General features: G+C 37.2%; 15 protein-coding genes, 2 pseudogenes and 1 other annotated feature. Of the genes and pseudogenes, 6 read left to right on the top strand and 11 right to left on the bottom strand.

All coding sequences use genetic code 11. The annotated features are described in order from the left end of the window. The 4 genes and pseudogenes from MPH60_RS23800 to MPH60_RS23785 all read left to right on the top strand — a co-directional run. The coding region (locus MPH60_RS23800; RefSeq protein ID WP_241591294.1) for an NAD(P)/FAD-dependent oxidoreductase at positions 1 to 755 on the top strand (755 nt) is incomplete at its 5' end. 198 nt (positions 756 to 953) lie between these two features. Continuing rightward, positions 954 to 1,253 (top strand): hypothetical protein, encoded by a 300-nt coding sequence (locus MPH60_RS23795; protein WP_241594113.1) that lies wholly within the window; start codon positions 954 to 956, stop codon positions 1,251 to 1,253. A gap of 114 nt (positions 1,254 to 1,367) precedes the next feature. Continuing rightward, positions 1,368 to 2,447: pseudogene (locus MPH60_RS23790) on the top strand (CotH kinase family protein); the annotation flags it as partial. A 12-nt stretch (positions 2,448 to 2,459) separates the two neighbouring features. After that, positions 2,460 to 2,876, top strand: a complete 417-nt coding sequence (locus tag MPH60_RS23785) for an SET domain-containing protein (protein ID WP_241594118.1) — start codon at positions 2,460 to 2,462, stop codon at positions 2,874 to 2,876. Between the two features lie 52 nt (positions 2,877 to 2,928). Here MPH60_RS23785 and argS read toward each other — a convergent pair whose 3' ends face one another. The 3 genes from argS to MPH60_RS23770 form a co-directional block, all read right to left on the bottom strand. After that, complete coding sequence (gene argS / locus MPH60_RS23780) at positions 2,929 to 4,608, bottom strand: arginine--tRNA ligase (RefSeq protein WP_405389070.1); 1,680 nt, start codon at positions 4,606 to 4,608, stop codon at positions 2,929 to 2,931. A gap of 35 nt (positions 4,609 to 4,643) precedes the next feature. Next, positions 4,644 to 4,862 (bottom strand) — a binding site (T-box leader). Between the two features lie 66 nt (positions 4,863 to 4,928). Next, positions 4,929 to 5,474 (bottom strand): response regulator, encoded by a 546-nt coding sequence (locus tag MPH60_RS23775; protein ID WP_241594110.1) that lies wholly within the window; start codon positions 5,472 to 5,474, stop codon positions 4,929 to 4,931. A 93-nt stretch (positions 5,475 to 5,567) separates the two neighbouring features. Continuing rightward, positions 5,568 to 6,599, bottom strand: a complete 1,032-nt coding sequence (locus MPH60_RS23770; RefSeq protein WP_241594105.1) for a fatty acid desaturase — start codon at positions 6,597 to 6,599, stop codon at positions 5,568 to 5,570. A 338-nt stretch (positions 6,600 to 6,937) separates the two neighbouring features. Here MPH60_RS23770 and MPH60_RS23765 point away from each other — a divergent pair, with 338 nt between their 5' ends. Then, on the top strand, positions 6,938 to 7,357 hold the full coding sequence (locus MPH60_RS23765; RefSeq protein WP_241594104.1) for a hypothetical protein: 420 nt from the start codon (positions 6,938 to 6,940) through the stop codon (positions 7,355 to 7,357). 69 nt (positions 7,358 to 7,426) lie between these two features. Here the strand turns inward: MPH60_RS23765 and MPH60_RS23760 are convergent. After that, a pseudogene (locus MPH60_RS23760) lies at positions 7,427 to 7,935 on the bottom strand (DinB family protein). 351 nt (positions 7,936 to 8,286) lie between these two features. Between MPH60_RS23760 and MPH60_RS23755 the strand changes: the two are divergent. After that, positions 8,287 to 9,696, top strand: coding sequence for a LysM peptidoglycan-binding domain-containing protein (locus MPH60_RS23755; RefSeq protein ID WP_241594102.1), 1,410 nt, complete (start codon positions 8,287 to 8,289; stop codon positions 9,694 to 9,696). A 24-nt stretch (positions 9,697 to 9,720) separates the two neighbouring features. On the opposite strand, the gene MPH60_RS23750 is transcribed toward MPH60_RS23755, so the two are convergent. The 7 genes from MPH60_RS23750 to MPH60_RS23725 all read right to left on the bottom strand — a co-directional run bounded on the left by MPH60_RS23750 (position 9,721) and on the right by MPH60_RS23725 (position 20,669). After that, positions 9,721 to 10,617: a DMT family transporter gene (locus MPH60_RS23750; RefSeq protein WP_241594101.1), complete on the bottom strand. Its 897-nt coding sequence runs from the start codon at positions 10,615 to 10,617 to the stop codon at positions 9,721 to 9,723. A gap of 253 nt (positions 10,618 to 10,870) precedes the next feature. Further along, complete coding sequence (locus MPH60_RS23745) at positions 10,871 to 11,074, bottom strand: zinc ribbon domain-containing protein (RefSeq protein ID WP_241594099.1); 204 nt, start codon at positions 11,072 to 11,074, stop codon at positions 10,871 to 10,873. A gap of 431 nt (positions 11,075 to 11,505) precedes the next feature. Then, positions 11,506 to 11,589, bottom strand: coding sequence for a putative holin-like toxin (locus MPH60_RS28035; RefSeq protein WP_405390682.1), 84 nt, complete (start codon positions 11,587 to 11,589; stop codon positions 11,506 to 11,508). Between the two features lie 177 nt (positions 11,590 to 11,766). Then, on the bottom strand, positions 11,767 to 12,030 hold the full coding sequence (locus MPH60_RS23740; protein WP_241594117.1) for a CPCC family cysteine-rich protein: 264 nt from the start codon (positions 12,028 to 12,030) through the stop codon (positions 11,767 to 11,769). 140 nt (positions 12,031 to 12,170) lie between these two features. Beyond that, positions 12,171 to 13,160 carry a DUF5050 domain-containing protein gene (locus tag MPH60_RS23735; RefSeq protein WP_241594097.1) on the bottom strand — a complete coding sequence of 330 codons (990 nt, stop codon included), beginning with the start codon at positions 13,158 to 13,160 and terminating at the stop codon, positions 12,171 to 12,173. A gap of 869 nt (positions 13,161 to 14,029) precedes the next feature. Continuing rightward, positions 14,030 to 14,608 (bottom strand): Imm64 family immunity protein, encoded by a 579-nt coding sequence (locus MPH60_RS23730; RefSeq protein WP_241594096.1) that lies wholly within the window; start codon positions 14,606 to 14,608, stop codon positions 14,030 to 14,032. Positions 14,609 to 14,678: 70 nt separating this feature from the next. Next, positions 14,679 to 20,669, bottom strand: a complete 5,991-nt coding sequence (locus MPH60_RS23725) for a DNRLRE domain-containing protein (protein WP_241594095.1) — start codon at positions 20,667 to 20,669, stop codon at positions 14,679 to 14,681. Between the last annotated feature and the right edge of the window lie 5 nt (positions 20,670 to 20,674).

Here is a 20,674-nt window from a genome sequence, read left to right as displayed (position 1 = left end):
TTCGCGAATATGCACAAACAAATAATGAAGCGGACGCAACCATCGTAATCGGCGGCGGCGGATTGACGGGCGTTGAGCTAATCGGTGAAATCGTGGATCATTTCCCTAAAATCGCTAAAAAGTTCGGAGTGGACTTCAAGGACTTGAAAATCAAGCTTGTGGAAGCTGGTCCAAAAATCCTTCCAGTCCTGCCTGACCACTTAATCGAACGTGCGATGACAAGCTTGGAAGCACGCGGCGTTGAGTTCTTGACGGGTCTGCCTGTAACGGGTGTTAAAGGCAATCAAATCGAATTGAAAGACGGACAAACGATAACGGCCAATACGCTTGTTTGGACAGGCGGAGTTGCGGCTCTTCCTATCGTAGGCGAATCAGGCCTTGAAGTGGACCGCGGCAAAGCAACCGTTAATGAGTATTTGCAATCCAAATCCCATAAAGACGTATTCGTTGTCGGGGACAGTGCCGTTGCTTTCCCTCCAGAAGGCGGCCGTCCATACGCTCCTACTGCTCAAAATGCTTGGCAAATGGGTGAGCTTGTTGGTTACAACCTATTTGCAGCCTTTGAAGGCAAGAAACTCGAAGAATTCTCACCTGTAAACTCAGGTACACTTGCGAGCCTTGGCCGTAAGGATGCGGTGGCAACGGTTGGGGCCAATAACACGTCCCTTAAAGGCCTTCCGGCTACATTGATGAAAGAAGCAAGTAATGTTCGCTATCTATCACACATCAAAGCCCTATTCAGCTTGGCTTATTAATTCATGATCGCCGTGACATTTTCACGGTACATGCCCTTTATTCCCATTTGGGAGTAAGGGGCATTTTTCATTTCAGAAAAGACGGACAATCTACTTGAAGGGTCCCGTCATGACTCTACATCACTATGTTTCTCTCCGCCATTTTTATTAGCCCGTTTGTCGTTATCCGACGTTCAAGTTTGTACCATACTGCATATCATGAAATTAACCTTATTAAAGGAGGGGTCTTTATGCCGAAAGGAAAAAAAGGAAAAGGCGGCTCATCTGGCAGCAGCAGCTGTAGCTCAAGCAAGTCCACTGGCTGCACATCCACTGGAAGCAAGTCCACTGGCTGCAAGTCCACTGGAAGCAAATCCACTGGAAGCAAATCCACTGGAAGCAAGTCCACTGGAAGCAAGTCCACTGGCTGCACATCCACTGGAAGCACTTCCACTTGCAGCACTTCTACTTCAAGTACATCCACTGGATGTGGAAAGAAAAAAAGAAGAAGATAGATAGTTCAATCTAAAAAGCTTCAACTTGATCAATCTCTGATTGATCAAGTTGAATTTTTTCATACATTACATGTTTGCGCTTGACCATCATACATCTTCAAGAAAGGAAGGTGAGTGTATGCCTTATCATATTCCATCTTATTTCTTAATGATTGAAGAAGAAGATCTAGAAGATTTACGTGCGGACGTATGGAGTAATGACCCCATTCCCGCCTATTTGAAAGTGGAAAACGACATTTATGATATCGATATTGCCTATCGGGGTTCTTATACCCGAAAATTCCGGAAAAGATCCTATTGGATTGATTTCATCGACCCAGAAAAATTCTTTGGCGCCCACAAAATCCATCTCAATGCCGAATACAAAGATCCTTCCCTCATTCGTAATAAACTCTCACTCGATTACTTCCAAGACCTTGGAGTTCTTTCCCCCTATAGCCAGCATATTGACTTATACCGTAACGGCTCTTGTAAAGGGGTATATTTACAACTGGAGTCCGTTGATGAATTCTTTTTGGAAAAAAGAGGACTTCCTGCCGGCCCCATTTATTATGCAGTCAACAATAGTGCCAATTTTTCATTGGAAAGGGATGGAAAACCGAAGGATTCCCTTGTATCAGGCTATAAACAAGCGTTTGGAAAACCGTCCGACGATGAATACCTTATTGAATTGATCAGAAAAATCAATACCACCCCGCTTGCCAAATTTCCCGAAGAAGTCTCGCAGCATCTTGATATCCATAAATACTTACGCTGGCTGGCTGGAGCTGTATGTACAATGAATAACGACGGTTTCACTCATAACTATGCATTATATCGCAATAGTGAAACAAACTTATTTGAAATCATTCCTTGGGATTATGATGCCACTTGGGGACGCAAAGTCAGTGGCGGGATCATGGAGCACACATACGTCCCTATTGGAGGAAAAAGGACAAATCACTTAAGTCATCTTCTATTGCAGGTTCCGGAATACCGTAAGTTCTACAAAGACCTCTTGGTTGAACAATTGGAAACCACATTTACTGTGAATCACATGAAAAATAAAGTATTATCACTGCACCAGGCGATACGCCCCCATATCCTTCTTGATCCATATAAAAAGAATAAAGTGGATCTGTTTGACAAGGAACCGGAATTCATCTTCGAATTCATTCGTAATCGCAGTGATTACTTAAATAAGCATCTTGGTGACCTAGATGAAACAAAACTGAAAGCCAAGCAGGACTGGAAAAAAGCAATTGAGGCCGTATCACCAATCTGTATAAAAAATACGGGGAAATATGGCAGGGGAATATATGCGGTAAGGGATATTAAAAAGGATGAACTCATCGAGGCATCACCTGTCATCATTTCACCGAAAAGCGAATGGAAATATTTAAAGAAAACGTCACTCTTTCATCACTGTTTCTATTGGGGAGATGACGATGAAACGGCCATTGCCTTAGGAAATGGATCGCTATTCAATCATTCATACACTCCGAATGCGACGTATGATAATAATTTAGATGATTTAACGATAGACTTTTATGCACATAAAGACATAAAGGCTGGCGAGGAAATCACGATCAATTACAACGGTGAAATTGATGATAAATCTCCCTTATGGTTCGATGTCATCGAGTAAGATATGAAAGAATCCATTTTGAAAGTTCAAAATGGATTCTTTCATTTTACCTTTACATTTTTTTCGGCGCGGAAATTCCCAATAAACTTAGAGCATCCTTCAATACAATCGCTACGGAAAAAGCGAATGAGAGTTTCATTTGTTTCCATTCATCTTCAACTAGGATCTTTGTATGTGCATAATACTTATTGAATGCACGCGATACATGCAAGCTGAATTTTGCGATTTGTGATGGATCGGCTTGTTCAAACGATTTTTGGACAATGCTCGGATATTGCTCCAGCAGCTGGATGACTGGCCACGCATATTCACCTAAAGCTTCAAAAGTGATGGCCTGCTCTTTAAATTCGCCCTTTTCAAGCAATGAAGAAATTCGCGCATATGTGTACTGTACATATGGACCCGTTTCTCCCTCAAAATTCATCATTTGTTCTAATGAAAAATCAATATCATTCATGCGGTTATTTTTTAAATCATTAAAAATAACTGCTCCGACACCGACCTGTCTTGCAACCAGTTCTTTCTGTTCAAGCGCTTGATTTTTTTCTTCAATATTGCGCTTCGCAGTTTCGATCGCCTCTGCCAAAACATCCGCAAGGAGCACGACTTTCCCTTTACGTGTCGACATTTTCTTACCGTCTTTTAACATCATTCCAAATGCTACGTGCTGTAAGTCTTTTGACCATTCATACCCCATTTTTTCAATGACGTTGAATAGTTGTTTAAAGTGCAGGGATTGTTCGTTTCCGACAACATAAAATGTTTTCTTAGCCTCATACTGTTTTTTACGATACATGGCGGCAGCTAAATCACGCGTGGCATAAAGTGTTGCACCATCCGTTTTCGTAATCAAACAAGGCGGCATATCTTCCAATTGCACGACATAGGCACCTTCAGATAGGGTAAGTAATCCTTTTTCTTTTAGTTCCCCGACAACCGCATCCATTTTGTCATTGTAAAACGCTTCGCCGGCATAGGAATCAAAACGGATGCCCAATAAATCATAAATGGTCTCAAACTCTTTTAGAGACGCATCCCTGAACCATTTCCACAATGCCAGTGCTTCCTCGTCCCCATCTTCAAGCGACTTGAAGCTTGCGCGTGCTTGTTCATTCAACGATTCATCACTTTCTGCTCTTTCATGGAACTTCACATAGATTTTCAATAATTCCTGAATCGGCGAAGCTTCGATTGCCTCTTTGTCGCCCCACAGCTTATACGCGACAATCAACTTGCCGAATTGCGTGCCCCAATCTCCTAAATGATTAATACGGACGGCATTGTAGCCATTTTTTTCGGCGATATTAGCCAGTGCATTCCCTATGACCGTTGAGCGTAAGTGCCCCATGGAAAAAGGCTTGGCAATATTTGGGGAGGAATAATCAATCACAACATTTTCCTGTACAGGCTGCATCGAACCATACTGATCCTTTTCACTTAATACCGTTTGCAGCACATTTTCCGTCACCATCTGTTGATTGACGAAGATATTCAGATAACCACCCACAACGTTCACTTCTTGGATCAACTTACTATTTAATTGTTGGGCTATTTCAGACGCAATCACCTGAGGCGATTTTTTGAATTTTTTCGCAAGAGTAAAACATGGAAAGGCGACATCACCTAATTCCATCAATTTTGGCTTTTCCATTAATTTCTCTATTTCACTAGCTGGCATTTCATTGTTCAAAGCAGTTGAAATCAATTCTGCAATTGGTTTATTCATCGTCATTTTCCCTCCTAAACAAAAAAAGCCCCCGCCTCTAAATAAGAGACGAGAGCATGAATTCCCGTGGTACCACTCTAGTTGCCACAAATTGTGACCACTTTCCATTGTTAACGAGGTGACTCCCCGATATTCCCTACTAAACGGTTCAAGAAATTTCTCCAAAGTGCGCTTCATTCATCCGTCCTGCATTAGGCTCCCACCATCCCTAACTCGCTTTCCATTTCAAAATGAACTACTCTCTTCATCACAGAATTTTCAATATTATAATTTAATCCATCGTACACAATTTAAAAATACGTGTCAACAGAATTAAGCAACAAATCCTAACCAGCCGGTAACTTCATTTTATCCTTGATGGTGGAAAAATATTTCCTTACTGTCCCAATTGTGCCGCTTTGCTGATTAGACGGCTCAATTTTTGATTGACCATCGGCTAACAAACCTAACACTCCCATTTCCCGGCCATTATTGCTGGAAGACTCATCCATAAGTTCTGGGGAATATATTCGCTTGCCATCCATTATGCTGCGAATGGAGCAAGCTAACTCTTCACCCGGGCTATCCTTCAATAAATAACCACTTACATTAGCCTTTAGTGCGAGTTGAAAATAACCAGTCCTTCGGAATGTCGTTAAAATGACCACTTTACATTCAATTGACCTTAATGCTTCTGCTGCCTCAAGTCCGCTCATTACAGGCATCTCCATATCCATGATACACACATCAGGCTGTAATTGGTGTACAAGAGCCACCGCTTCTTCTCCATTACCGGCTTGCCCGACAATTTCTATATCTTCTTCAAGATTGAGTAGAGAACTTATTGCCTCTAACAGCATTTGCTGATTCTCTGCAATGACAATTCGAATCATTTTAAGTTCTCTCCTTTATCGAGTTCCTTATATGAAGCAAAGACTCCCCCAAATCCGAGGATTATTAAGGGAGTCTGGTATGATACATGAACGTTACAGTTCAGATTTCACTTGAGCTGGAACACTTTTTTTCGTTAAATATTTTATATCTTTGAAACCGATAAAATTCTTGGATTCCTCATCCCATAAACGGAAACGGAGTGAGCGCAAGCTTGTCGCAAGAGTAATAGTTGGAACGTTCTCTAAAGGCTGCGTATTGTTGTGGGCCATTTCCAATTTATAGTTAGGTACCCTTGGACTTAAATGGTGAACATGATGGTAACCGATATTACCAGTAAGGAACTGCATGAGTTTTGGAAGCTTATAAAAGGAACTTCCTTCCACTGCTGCCAATACATATTCCCACTCCTCATTTTCTTCAAAATAAGAGTCCTCGAATGTATGCTGGACGTAAAACAGCCAAATGCCGACTGAACCGGAAATCATGAAAATGGAACCTTGTACCAGAAGGAATGACTGCCAGCCTACTGCCAGGCAAAGCAATGCCGCTAAAACGACGATTAATACATTCGTCAAATACGTATTATTTTTTTCCTTCTTTCTAGCGCCTTTACGGTTAAATCTATTTTTAAGAAGGAAAACATAAATTGGTCCCAAACCGAACATAACAATTGGATTGCGATAAAAACGATAGGCAAAACGAAGTTTAAACGGTGCAGCCAAATACTCATCGACAGTAAGGGTCCAAATATCCCCTGTACCCCGCTTATCCAAATTACCGCTTGTTGCGTGATGCACAGAATGCTCATGTCCCCATTGATCAAACGGGAATAAAGTCAAAACACCCATGATCGTACCGACTGCTCTATTCGCACGGCGGTTTTTGAAAAATGAATGATGCGTACAATCATGAAATATGATGAATATTCTTGTCAAGAAGCCAGCAGCAAACACAGCAGGAATCAAAGCTAACCAATAAGAAACGGAAAGACTTATATATGCTAGGTACCATAAAATAACGAATGGCCCCAGGGTATTGATGATCTGCCATATACTTTGCTTTGTCGTTGATTGTTCAAAAGGAGCAATTTGTTTTCTCAAGTTTTTCGTATTTTGCAAGGTCATATTTCAATTGCACTTCCTTTTATTTGTCGTTATCCATAGTATAAAGAAACCAACCTCATTTTATTAGTACCAGGTGTCATGACTAGAAGATGACAAATGTCATGTACAAGTCATTTCCAGAGGCAAACGTAAAAAAAGGCCAACCAGTAAAAACCGGTTGACCTGTTCATATGTATAGGATTTCATTATCGTCCTCTAATAAGGCTTGGCAACATTATTTGACAATACAACATTAAGTAAAATGTTTTTAGAGAGATGCCTATTATCCACATATGCTACTTATGATAGGCTTAGACTATAAGGATTTACCATTTGAAAAGCTATAAAGGGGGATTAAAATGGATAAGGAAATGGAGAAAATAATCGTAAAATCATTTTTCACCAAAAGGCTCCAAGATAGAGTTCTGTTCGAATTGTCTTCAAACAAGAAACGCAAAGATGCCTTAAGTCGACTTTGTCATACTTACAGAACGACTCTTCGTGAAGAATATATCATGGAGATTTCAAAACCTAATTCAGATCCAGTAGGTATAGCTAAGTTACTGAAACAGAATGGTGCTGGACACTCTTGTTATGTAATATCCTGGGATGAAGATATTGATGGTATGGAAATCCCCTTATTAACCGCCTTAGAAAAAGTTGTTGGGATGGGGATGCCGGCAATCATATCCTGTATCCCAAATAAACTCGCTTATTTTGAAGCTGAACAAGAAGTCCTTCCATCTCCAAGATTTTTGCTTAAAAGAAACCATATATAATTGCATACACAAATAGGACTACTAATTTTATAGTCCTATTTCTAGTGAAATATCAACATCAATCTTTAGTCACTCCCCTTTTAAAAATAAATAAAGACCATAATCCGTCGAAGTAGAGGCATAACCCATTTGGCGCAACATGGCTGTGATTTGCCACGGTGATATGTTCCATGATTCACGACATGCGTAATCAATTCGGCAACACTTGTTTTCATTAGACCGCCAGCTGGATTCTCAATTATAAGAGGCTTATCTACATTTTCTTTTTGGCTAAGCAGCGATTTGTACCGCTCGGACAACTCAAAAAACATGGCCTCCATTTCCTCTAATTCCTTTGACTCTATATGTTCCTTCAGTTGTTCAGCCAGCACCAATGCATGTTTCATGCTTTTACCGGAAAAAACCTCCACCCACCCCAGATCGGAAAGATACACATGGGCCATCACACTCGATATCGATGAAAACACACTTTGAACTTCTTGATGGTAAACATCCTTTGGAAGCTCTTTTAAACGGTTGAAAATCTGATTATTTGCCCATATGTTAAAATCATAAAACTGTAATGCAAAATGTGACATACGCCTCTCCCCTTCTACTTCAAAATCAATTGTCCTTCATATCGAATATTCCGTCCTTCAGTGAAATAATTCGACCTACGCAAGGATAAATTCGACCTACACATGAATTAATTCGACCTACGAACAGATTTATTCAACCCACACAAAGGTTAGAAATGCCTTTCCACAATGTACCTCTATTTTAAAGCTATTCTCCATAGTAAACTAGTAAAGTTAAATTTTACAAAGGGGAATAAAATAATTGTGAAAAAATTCTATAGATGTTTTATTATGTTAACCCTTCTTTGTATGTGTCTTTTTCCAACCAGTGGTCATTCATCAAGTAAAACCCAATCCATAGGTTCTGTTAAAGTGGACAATACAAAAGTGTTTAGTTCTCCTAAATTAGGTTCTACACAATTAAAGACCTTAAAAAAGGGCGAGGAGTTTCCCATCATTTCTTCGTCCGTTGGTGATTCCGCTGGGCCCATCATTCATAAAGTGAAGACTGGAAACACATTATGGAAAATAGCAAATCAATATGGTGTTTCAGTAAGTGAGCTGCAAAAAGGAAATAAATTAACTTCTTCCGAAATAACTGTCGGCCAAAACCTGAAGATTCCCCAGAAATATAAGATTCATAAGGTTGTATCAGGAGATACATTGTGGAAGATTTCTACTAAATACAAGGTAACTACAAGTGATTTGACGAAATTAAATAACTTACATACGGTTACCCTTAAAGTTGGCCAAAAATTGAAGGTTCCGGATTATTACTACCAGGTTCAATTGCTTGGCGGAAAAAAGGGCTGGATAAAGAAATCCCAGCTTCAAAAAAAGGCGCAAAACCGTATCGTCATGGGCTGGAAGCATAATGGATCGAAAGAAAACTATACGCAGCAACTTAAACAACCCAATTTGAATGTAGTATCTCCCCGTTCTTATACGCTGACAGATACCGGTCATTACGTTTCCGTTTCTGTAGATACAAAATACATCCAAGCTGCCCATAAACAAGGAAAACAAGTTTGGCAGCTTATCGGTAATAAATTTGACCCTGTTTTAACTGGTTCTGTACTAGGCAATACAAAAAAACGCCAGAAATTAGTTTCAGCTTTACGAGATTCACTTGTTAAAACGAAAAGTGATGGAATAAATGTAGATTTCGAAAACATCGATCCAAAAAATAAGAAGGATTTTGTACTTTTCATAGGCGAACTAAAAAAGGCACTAAAACCGCATGGAATTATAGTGTCTGTGGATGTCACCCGAGAAAATGAGGACCCTTTTTGGTCAAAAAGTCTAGATAGGAAAGCACTTGGCAAAATAGCGGACTATATAATCATAATGGGTTATGACGAGCATTGGGGCGGAAGCCCGGTGGCCGGATCCGTTTCCTCGTTACCTTGGATCAAAGAAGGAACCAAGCTTTTAATGAAAGAAGTACCTGCCCATAAGATCATATTGGCTGTACCCTTTTATACGAGAGAATGGGTAACCGATTTGTCGACAAAAAAAGTGAAAAGTCATGACCGTACCATGGCTGAGGTCAACAAAATCATTTCATCTCATAAACTTAAAAAGGAATGGGATAAAAAGACTCAACAAAATTACGTGGAGTATACTTCCAAAGGGGAAAAGCATCAAATTTGGATAGAGGATAAAAAATCGATTAAGCTCCGTATTGACCTGGTAAAACAAAATCATCTAGGCGGTGCAGCTGCTTGGTACATTGGATCAGAAACCCCTGACATTTGGGATGTCTATCATTTTAATCAATAGGTAAACGGATAAAGGAAAAAGGCCTCACATTGTGTGCGGCCTTTTCTGCATGACATCTTTTTCTTTCGGTCTCGTCGTCTTAAGTGAATAGACCACCCCAATAAATATCAAGGAAATACCCAGAATTTGAATACCATCCGGTTTAAATCCTGAAAGCAGAATATCCAAAAGGATGGCAACTGCCGGATCGACAAAAATCATGAAAGATACTACATTTGTAGGCAAATGGCGGATACTATTAAAAAACAGCAAATACACGACGCCTGTATGGATGATGCCGGTAAGCACCGTATAAAACCATTCGGAAGATTTTAACGTTGTATATACGGAATAATCGACAAAAGGAATCAGTACTAAAAATCCAATGAACATTTGCAGAAATGTAGTCGCATATACACTGGTCTTTGCAATGCTCTTTCCTAAAAGCATGGTTGCCGCATAGAAAAAGGCAGCAATGATTCCATACATGATGCCTTCCCATTCAGGAGATGATGATCGAAATCCATCTGTTCCCATAATGAGCAATGTGCCAATGAAGCAAAGGGAAATCGCCAAGATGGAGAATACATTCATTTTCTCCCTAAAGATGAAGCTCCCTATAATAAGTACAATGATTGGCGCTAAATGATAAAGCGAAATGGCGATTGTCACCGATATCAGCTCAAAAGACTTAAAGAGGAATATCCAGTTCAACAAGTTGGCCACCGCGCAGAAAATGATGAGCATTACCTCTCTGCCATTCCATGTTTCATTCTTGAAATGTCCGGTGATCATCCAGGCTGCACATAAGAATACGGCGGCACAAATGCAACGAACAAAAACCAGCTCCAATGCTGGAAGTCCTGATAGTTCCGAAAAGAAACCGACAGAACCAAAGATTGTCATAGCTAGAGACAGTTGAAGAAGTGCTATTTTATTCATATAATTTCCCCTCATGGAATTTCCATTTTTTACATTCATACTATCATTTCTCGGGCATGCCGTCACGAGTAATGATATTTGCCCAACATTTGATCAGGAATACTCAATTTACACCTGCTATCTCGCGGCAAGGTTGTCATGATCTCGGCTTCCCTGCCTTCCTTAATTTTTGCGGCCCAATCCGGTTCCACCTAAAATGAAAAAAACAAGAATCCCCTTTTCATGAAAAAGGGGATTCTTTTCGCGCCAGTGATCATCCCAAGAATAGATCCAGCAGATTACTGCCTGCAGATGATTGCCTATTATAAAACTCCGAATAACCGCAATTCTTGCAATACACGACCGTAAATTGATTATTCTGGACATCGAACATTTTTGACAAGCCTGTTCCTGTCATGGCTACATCCTTCTTGGCAGCATCATTGCTTCCGCATTTCATACAACCCTTTTCACTCATGATCCTTCATCTCCCAATTTATTAAAATGATAAATGCCGATAAATACCGGAGCTTCCCAGCGCCGTTCATACTTACATATACGGATAAAATGGAAAAAAGTTTCAGCCTGCAATGAAAAACACATCCAAGAAAATCTGGCGATATTATCCTCTTATGGTAGGTCCATTACCAGGAGGCGATTTTATTTTGGCTAAAATTGAAAAGAACGTTTAAAGGAATTCGATAAACTGGCGAAGGTGAATAACGCTAAACACATGAATCTCCGAAAGTAATATAGTATACTAAAGGCAAGAATAGAATAAAATTAAAAAAGGCAAGGTGCTCTAACACCCTGCCCAAAACATCATAGAATTCCCTTCAAGGGGGAAAGCTCACTCAGGTGTTACAAGAGAAAAAATAACCACCCTCAAGCTTGCTGGCCATGGGGTGGTTATTTTTTGTCGCTTTTATCTGTTATAGCAAGAATCAACATCGAAAGTGCTATGCACAAAGATAAAGCTTCATATACGCTCATGTAATCACCCCCTTTCTATAAGGGGTAATACAAGAAGCTTCCACCCATGAAGCAGACTATGACATTTATACTAGTATTATACCGTAAAACATATTGTTCTCTCCTAGTTTTTCCGATTCTATTAACCATTAGCCTTCAGGATTATTTGCATGGACGAGAAAACATACATTGAGCCTGTTACTCAAGAGGTTTCCAATTTAGATCTTTTATATCGGACTTATTAGGCTTTCTTACAAATTGTAAACTTCTTTCACCTTTAGCCCCAAATTTTTTAAAATTTTGTTGTGCTTCTCTAAAGGAAACATAATTTGCTCCATCCTCATCTTGGTGTTCATATTGGTAACTATCATCTTCCCAAAAACAGATTTCACAAATATCATACGTTCCTGGAGGTTCTTCATCTAAAGTTTTGTAACCACAGCATGGGCATGTATACTTCAATTCCACGCTAATTCACCTCTTAGTATTAATATTTAACATATTCATTGCTTGTTAAAGAAAAGCTCTGCAGCGATTCCCTCCACAGAGCTTTCTTCGAAACTATTCGTCCTTTTTAAAAAGTAAGAGTAGTGATAGTCCCCTTACTTATGCTTTGAAAATAAGGTATTTCCTGTCCCATCTGTTTTAACTCGGAAGATGTCTTCATGACCATCTATTTTGTAGTAAATCCAATTATCAAGCACATTTATATCTGATACTTCTTTATCTAGGAGTAATTGATTTTGTTCGCCATTTTTTTTCATCTTATAGATATGGTACTTATCACTTGGATTCAAGTAATAAATCCAATTTTCATCAACGATTAAGGATGAAAACTCCTGATCGGTTATTTTCATTTCCTTACCTTTTTGTTTATCGACTTTATACAAGTGCTCTTCTGTATCTGTATAATAGAGAAACTGCTCATCTGCATCATCAATAATCTGAGTATACGAAACTGTATCATTTAATTTCTTTATAATTTCTCCGTTTAGTGACATCGAATATAGTTTTCCTTCATCACCATCTTCATCTATAGGTTTATAAAAGTAAATCTGTTCACGATCAACGTAGAAATTCATTGTAACTTCCGGTTTTGGTGAATATATTTGAACCTTATCCGTCCCGTCCAAGTTCATTTTATAAATACCATTCTTAATCGAATCATAATAGTAAACCTGATTATTTTTTACTTGGACATAGTCAGCACCCTTGACTAATTTTTCTCTTTCCGATCCATCCAATTTGACTCGATATAACATCGGTACATCTGAAAAGGGCATTACCGTATAATAAACCCATTCCTTCATTATAGTTATATCTCCAAAGCCTTTTGATGTGAGTTTTACCTCGTTGGTTGCATCATCTTTTTTTGCCATAATGGCATTATTGCTAAAAGGAATAGTGGAATCATTAAATTTCATATAAATTAAAAGGTTGTCCTGCTTAGCGACAAATCCGTGATTGATCATATTACCATATGAATTCCCGGTTACATTAGGCATTTCAGGCCCTTCCAATCCTTTCGTGTGTTCATTTTCACAACCCATTACTAAAACTATCAGCACTAAAACAACGAAGTATTTTTTCATTTTACCTACCTTCTTATTAAAAAATGACGGGCCAAAATTAGCGTAAACACCTTTGTTTTTGTGGGGAATTGAAATATCATCTTTCCAATACGAACACCCTGTGGCATTTAAAGCTACTTTCCTAGAAATGGAACAAAGTAATTTCCAGTATCGACGAACATTATATTTTAATAATTTTTAGAATGTTTATAGGTTCCATAAAATATCCTATCACTATCAGTAATGAACATTATAATCAAAATCACCAAAAATGATAATTTTTAAAAATATCCATTACAGTTTCATAGAAAATAATGGGAAATACATTCTTCTTGTCGTTTTTTACTTTTTTCTATTTTTCTTGGCCGCCTTTTTTATTATGGTTAGATTTTATGGTAGGAAAAGCATTATACACACTAATTGCAAAATAATAGATTAAAATCATATGCATAGCATCACTTATAGGAACGGGGGTATCATCAAGCTTAAAAATAGCAAATAATGCATATACCCCAACAAATATAATCGGATAAATGATGTAATGATAGATGAAATTTTTTATGAACATATTCTTTATCGCATCGCTTTCTTATTTACTTAAACGGCTAAATTCTTTAATATCGACCTCCCCATGTAAAAGGGGTGTTTTTCTTATTATTATATATTTGGTCCATCCACAGGTAGAAACTGTCTTCCTCAAAAAAAGAAAAGCTCTGTAGAAAATCCCATTCTACAAAGCTTTCTTCAAATCTATTAGTATTTTACAAAACAACAGGAGTAACAGGCGCTTTACTTTATTTACGCTTTGAAAATAAGGTATTTCCGGTCCTATCTGTTTTAACTCGGAAGATGTCTTCATGACCATCTATTTTAAAACTAATTTGGAAATATTATATTTTATTTCTACTTGTAATACCGTCTATTTGCCAGTTGTTTTTTATTACATCAAAGCCATTTTTTTCCCTTGGTAAAATTAATATTGAATAGGCTTCCACTAAATCCTTATACTGTGAAGGAGAGTACTCAATTTCTGAATCATGATCGCAAAAAGCGTATATAAATTTTGTTACGCTATAGATATCTTTTACTAAATCAATAATTAGTTCATTAATTAAATCCAGACTATATCGATTTAGAAGTTGCTCCATTTCAAAATCTAATGAATACCCAAAGAATTCATTTTCTTTAACAATGCGAAGCGTCAAAGATAAACCATTCAGACTCCAAAAGTCATTTAGTTGCATTTGTATTTCTCCAAAATATTTTTCTGTTAATAAGGTATAGTCTAGAATAAAATTTTTTTCATTTCGTTCACTTTCTAACCAATTCTCACCGTCTTCATCCATACTTACCTTTATACCTAATATATCGCTCTTTAAATTCAAAAAATATTGTATTATACTTTGTAATTCTTCAGATTTATCAAATGAATTATCATATACAATACCCAGAGATAAGATATTAGTCATTTTTCACCTACCTACTTCGTTTCATAAAAAAAATTCTTTAATACTTACAGGACAAGAGTAGCATTGGTAATTATTTTAGTCTATATCCATTTTTCCTATGATAATTTAATTGATCAGAAGAAAACTTCCATCCACTCACAAAATTGCCTTTGGGATCAACTAAGACTCCTTTTTTACCCTTGAGAAAAACATAAACCTTATCACCATGGTATTTTGATTCAATAATTTCGTCAGCATTCTTTATATGCTTTTTTAGAGCATCTTCAAATTTAGCAGCATTTTTTTTGGAATAATTCCCCTTCACACCAAAATCATCTGCATGTTTAAACTTCTTCTGTAACTTTTTGGCTGAAAATTTGGTAGTAGGGATTGTGACTTTCTTATATAAATTTTTCCCCTTTTTCCAAGCCCATTTTCCTCCCTTCCAAACCCACATACCTCCTCTAACGAGGTACGTCCAAAAATGTCCTTCCGGATCTACATATTTAACAGGGTTATTTCCTGCATAATTATATCCATTCTGTGAAATTGAATTATCATCTCCAGAATAAGGATCTAATGATAAAAAGCTACCATTCGCTGGATTATAGTAACGAGCTTTAAGATAGTAGTTCTTGCTTTCTGAATCATAAAAATACCCTGCATATCGAATCGGATTTTCTTGTGCAACACTCCCTTTTTCCCCCAATAAATTCCCATAAGAATCATAAATATAAGATCCTACTTCTTTTCCTTCGTTATCACGTATCGTTAAAACATCGCCACGAATATTCGTCCAATAGTGAAACACATGATCCTTCCAGTTACCACTTTCATCTTTTTCACGAATAATCATCCCTAGAGGTGTGTCTTCATCCCATTGGTAATTTCTATATTGTACGATAGTATCTCCCTTACTTATAACTTCGAAGGATAATTGAGTATCATCATAATAATATTCATGAATATTTAAACCCAAATACTTCTTAGTTCGCAATCCGGTTTCGTCATACTCGTAACGGGCTATTTCATTACCCTGTAAATCAGAAATTCTAGTTTGATATCCAAGAGCATTATATTCAAATTTGTATTGATCATCTTGTAGTAAGTTTCCATCTTTATCATACAGATATTCTTTTCCATTTTTTGTTTCAATTTGATTAGATGCATTATACTTAAAGGTATCAGTATGTTTACCTCGAATACTTTCTTTACGGTTACCAACATCATCGTAGTTATATTTATTTATGCTTCCATCCGGTAATACCTCTTGAATTAATTGACTATTCTCATCATAAGTAAAACGTGTATCACCATTAGTACTCTTTTCTTCTAAAATATTTCCAGAACCATCATAAGTATAAGAATATTCAAGAAGCGTACCAGTGCCTTTATTATAAAAAACCCCCTCTAAAAGGTTACTTTGATTAAATATATTTGTTTGCTGATAGAGATTTTCATTAACAATAACTTTTTCTTGATTGTTAGTTAAATCAACAACTTTCTCAAAAATCATATATTTTTGATCGCCAACTCGAACTGTCTGAACATCCTTATTTCCTTCATCTGTATAAGTTAATGATTTCTCAACCTTCCAAGGATTTACTCCTTGAGTATAGTTAAGCATCACACTTAATGGTTGTTCGTTCTCATTATACTTATAAATAATTCTAAAGTTTCCTTGTGTATAAGACGCTAATAAGGAAAGGTTATTATAATCCAAAGATTTTTGTAGAATGTTTTGATTGGATTTTAAATCTTGAAAAGTTACCTTTGATAATAATCCCCAATCATTATATGTTTGATCCCACTTTAAAACTTCCCCATTAGATGGATTAGAGACTGTCACACTCTCTGCTTGATCCATTTCATCATATGAATAGGTTAAAATATTTCCAGAAGGAGTTACTTCCCTATCTAAATTACCATTCGAGTTGTAGTGATAGGTATATAACATACCTGGTAAGCTTGCTTTAGTAACCTGATTATTGTCATTATATTCGTAGATTTTATTTCGGCCTAAAGCATCAGTTAGTTTAGTCAACTTCCCGCTTTTATCATATTGGTATTTAGTAGTTTTACCTTTCCCATCTATAACAGCGGTTATTATATCAATCATTAATGGGTGGTATTCGTAAGATAAACTTCTTTCGCCAGCATCTTTTTTTATTTTCACATTCCCAAACTGATCATAAGAGGTGCTTGAAACCTGACCATTAGCGTCCCTTACTGTAACTGTATCCGTTAAATCGTCATAAATTACTTCCTCAAATGTATTGTTAGGATATAATACTTTTGTTTCACGACCAAATAAATCATAATCAAAGGAAGTTATTTCCTCACCAATCTTCCTTTTTGACAAGTTTTCACCTCTATAGGTGTTTATTGTTGAACTTCCTGATGGATCAGTAATTTTGGTAATTCTGTATTTTTCATCATATTCATATAAGGTCGTATCATTAGAGTCTGTACTGGTTTTTAAATTTCCGTTAGCATCATAACTAAACGTCCTGGTTGTACCTTTTTCATCGATAGAATGTAACAAATTATATTGATCATCATATTGGAAGCTGGACGTTGTCTCATCACTATTCATGATCTGGCTAACGGCAAACGTTCCATTTTTCGTATCTCGTTTATAAACCGTCTCATTGTCGTCTGTATCTGTCACCGTAAATTCATTTTTTGCAAGATCATAACGGTACGTGGTAGAGACGGATATGGATGCATCTTTTTCTTGTTTGTCGAATACTTTCAATTCATTTTCATCATAAAGATATTTGGTTTCATTACCCTTGCCATCTATATAAGATGCTAGTTGGCCAACTGAATTATAGGAAAGCCTTTCTGTGATACTTTCCGTTGTGCGCGAATCTTTCGTTACAATGGATGCCAACTGCTTATTCTGATATCCAATTTCCTTCCAATTACTTCCGTATCCTACTTTATTGATTAGTCCATCAGCGTTATAGGTTAATTGAATACTAGTCCGAATTTTTTCGCCCTGGTGATTTACTTCAGAGATTTCGGATAACTTATCTTGATTGTAATAAAAGCGGATTGTATTTTGATTGATATCCTTGTAGGCATATAAGCGATACTCTTTAGTTTTACTTGAATTCCCCTCGAATATTTTGGAAAATCCATCTTTTTCTTTCAGGCTAAATCCTTGTGCACCATTAACCGTTTCCTTTGTTAAGGTTAAATATTTACCTTTTGGAGAGATATATTTTTTATTACTAGAATCATAGCTAAATTCATGTTTGGTTCCATCTTCATCATAATAAATGACTTTTGCTGGTTCTGTGCTCGTAGCATCTACTTCTACAAGATTTTCATTTCCTGCAAATGTCCACCCTTGCCCAAGCGCAGAAGTACGAGTGGACCGTGAATTATAGTAACGGGTAAAATCAAACCCCAAGAGTCCTTGAGTGAATAGGGATTGATCCGTGAACTCCATGACCATATTCCCCGTCGTTACATTAACGGAAGCTGTTGCATTTCCAAATGAGTGGTCTTCATAAGTGAAATAATCTTCTAACCCGTTTAAATCTTCTCTAGGATCAACTGATGCGGTTGCTTTATTCGAAGCAGGGCTTAAACCACGATTTCCTGTAATTTTACCTTGCTCTGTTTCTGAAGCATTATCGTCGTCCACAAAATAGGCTTTAACCGTTGCGGAATAATTTGATGAAATACCATAAATAGGCTCTGTTGTGAAAGACGTTTTGCCTTTTATTTGATATGTTTTACTTGTTTTATCATCTGCAATCTGTACCTCGTAATATTTTGCTGAAGGTGTCGCATCCCACTTCACTGTCAAACTACTTTTGTTATTGACCATATCCACTAAATTACTAGTTAGCTTTGCATTTTTAGGTGCATATAGTGGGATGTATCCATAGTTAACATCAGATGAAGCCGAATCCCCTGCTGCAGAAATTGCTTTGACTCGAATACTATAACGATTTGAACCATTTCCATAAGTAATACTAGGGTCCATTGGTAATTCTGTCCCTTTACCTATACTTGTCGATTTGTCTAATTCGACTGGATAAAGTTCTTTAAGCCCATTTTTCAAATCCGCATCCGTTGGCCAGATCTTTTTCCCCTTTGTACTGACACTGGTTCCTTTACCTACCGAAAATTCTTTATATTTTGTACCATTCCAAATAAGAACTTTATAACCCGTTGCATTAGTTACTGGTTTCCAGGAAATATCAAGCCAACCACGCCCTTTATTTACTGTATCTGTTTCCGGGTACGCATATGGTTTTACGGTTGGAATATCCGGAATTCCCACTTGCACAACTGGTATGGATTTGTAAATCGCTGTTGAAGCCGGGCTATTTCCATTTGCAAATTTTGCTACGACACGAAATCCGTAATCTTTTTTCGTAGTTGTCGTTCCACTTTTCGCGCTATAAAATGCACTTGGATCTACCGGTAATTCAACACCCGTACTATCCGTTTTATACGTGGTACTTGTTGAATAAGGAGCTTTAGGGAAAATCTTTTTGCCCTTTGATGACCAACTTGTAGATGTACCAGAATAAATGGTCTGATAACTCTTACCATCATACATTTGCAAATCATAAGACTTTGCTCCATGAACGGAACTCCACTTAACGTCAATATATCCATCAGCCTTCCCCTCACCATAAGAGTAAGAACTGACTGTAGGATTCTTCATCTTTTCATAGTGGTAACTAATGACCAATTTAGCTTTTTTCGCACTTTCTGCTGCCGTGATTTTTTTCCAATGTGTTTTGCCATTTCCGTTCGTATGGAATTTAAATCCATAGTTTTCTCTTGTACCGTCCACCCAAGCCTGAATCGTATTCTTAACATCAAAATAAGCCCACTGATCCCTAGCAACAGACGTACTCGTTATTTTGGTGGATGATGGCTTATTGTTCCATGTTAATTCATCTACATACCATTGTGCTTTTACCTCATCTACCCATATATCCGTTTTTGTATCGACATAATAAGAATGGGTAACGTACGCAGCTAATTCAGCAGAATCAATGGTTGCACCCTTTAAATCCCCAATAACACTAAATTTAATAAATGGGTAATTGGTCCCTGTAGTGCTATCATAATATCCTGTTTTTAATACATATTCCCCTTGTGATGGATCCCATTCTTTATTGTAATTGTTATTTGGATAGGCACTCATCACGAATGTATCTCCCAATGCATCAATCGATACAGATGGGTCAATATAAATAGGGAAGACTCGCTTAGACGAAGATAGCCATTCTTTACTAGCATTTAAAACTAACTCATAACTATCGTCCGACTTTTTATTTAAATCATAATGGATATCTGTTGATCGTACACCGTCGCCTAACGTGTCGTTATAGTTTGAATCCACCATTATAGGCTTTGGTAAGGTGAAAACTGATTTCTCTTTAGATTCATTTTCATAGAATTCTATTGATCCGTCCTTTTCAACTTGACCGTATAGATCCGTTTGAATGGTATAGTGAAATTCATTGATTCCATTATATTCATTCATAATCCAATCTTCTTTTACCTCATTATTTAAGGCAACATGCCGTAAATCAATATTCGGGTATAAAGATTTATGAGTTATTGAATTATCTTCTTTTACTGAACCCGATGTATAAGTTGGTTCAGTTTGCTTCTCTCCATCAGAGGCATGTGTTAACTCAAATGATAACTTGTGTTCACCAGATTGATAAATTAAAGGCTTATCTTGCCCTAATTTTTCAGGAAACATAAATTCCAAGTTTGTTGTTTCTGTCTCTATGTAGCCCTTATTATCGCTTTCCACTAACTCCTCGGAAATGGTCTTGTAATTTCCATCTACTTTGTTATGTATTTCTTCTGGATAAATCTCTTTAACAAAGTTTCCTTCTCCATCAGTGAATGTTTTTGAACTTTCCGTTCTTTCTTTCACCACTTCATCCAAATTGTCAGTATTGATTGTTTCCTTTTCATTTTGGATTGTCTGACTCGTATTATCACTTGAAGCACCTGTATAACTAGGCAACAAGCTACATAGCAAAGCCAAAATTAAAATCGATGCTATATACTTTCTGATTTCAACCAAAATAT

This window comes from Peribacillus sp. Aquil_B1, assembly GCF_022603275.1.
Classification (GTDB): domain Bacteria; phylum Bacillota; class Bacilli; order Bacillales; family DSM-1321; genus Peribacillus.
This window is presented reverse-complemented; position numbering and strand designations above follow the sequence as displayed.

Bases quoted from the DNA above. Each gene is read 5' to 3' on its own strand.
- MPH60_RS23795 (WP_241594113.1), top strand. From the start codon at position 954: ATGAAATTAACCTTATTAAAGGAGGGGTCTTTATGCCGAAAGGAAAAA.
- argS (WP_405389070.1), bottom strand. From the start codon at position 4,608: ATGACGATGAATAAACCAATTGCAGAATTGATTTCAACTGCTTTGAAC.
- MPH60_RS23775 (WP_241594110.1), bottom strand. From the start codon at position 5,474: ATGATTCGAATTGTCATTGCAGAGAATCAGCAAATGCTGTTAGAGGCA.
- MPH60_RS23770 (WP_241594105.1), bottom strand. From the start codon at position 6,599: ATGACCTTGCAAAATACGAAAAACTTGAGAAAACAAATTGCTCCTTTT.
- MPH60_RS23765 (WP_241594104.1), top strand. From the start codon at position 6,938: ATGGATAAGGAAATGGAGAAAATAATCGTAAAATCATTTTTCACCAAA.
- MPH60_RS23750 (WP_241594101.1), bottom strand. From the start codon at position 10,617: ATGAATAAAATAGCACTTCTTCAACTGTCTCTAGCTATGACAATCTTT.
- MPH60_RS23745 (WP_241594099.1), bottom strand. From the start codon at position 11,074: ATGAGTGAAAAGGGTTGTATGAAATGCGGAAGCAATGATGCTGCCAAG.
- MPH60_RS28035 (WP_405390682.1), bottom strand. From the start codon at position 11,589: ATGAGCGTATATGAAGCTTTATCTTTGTGCATAGCACTTTCGATGTTG.
- MPH60_RS23735 (WP_241594097.1), bottom strand. From the start codon at position 13,160: ATGAAAAAATACTTCGTTGTTTTAGTGCTGATAGTTTTAGTAATGGGT.
- MPH60_RS23730 (WP_241594096.1), bottom strand. From the start codon at position 14,608: ATGACTAATATCTTATCTCTGGGTATTGTATATGATAATTCATTTGAT.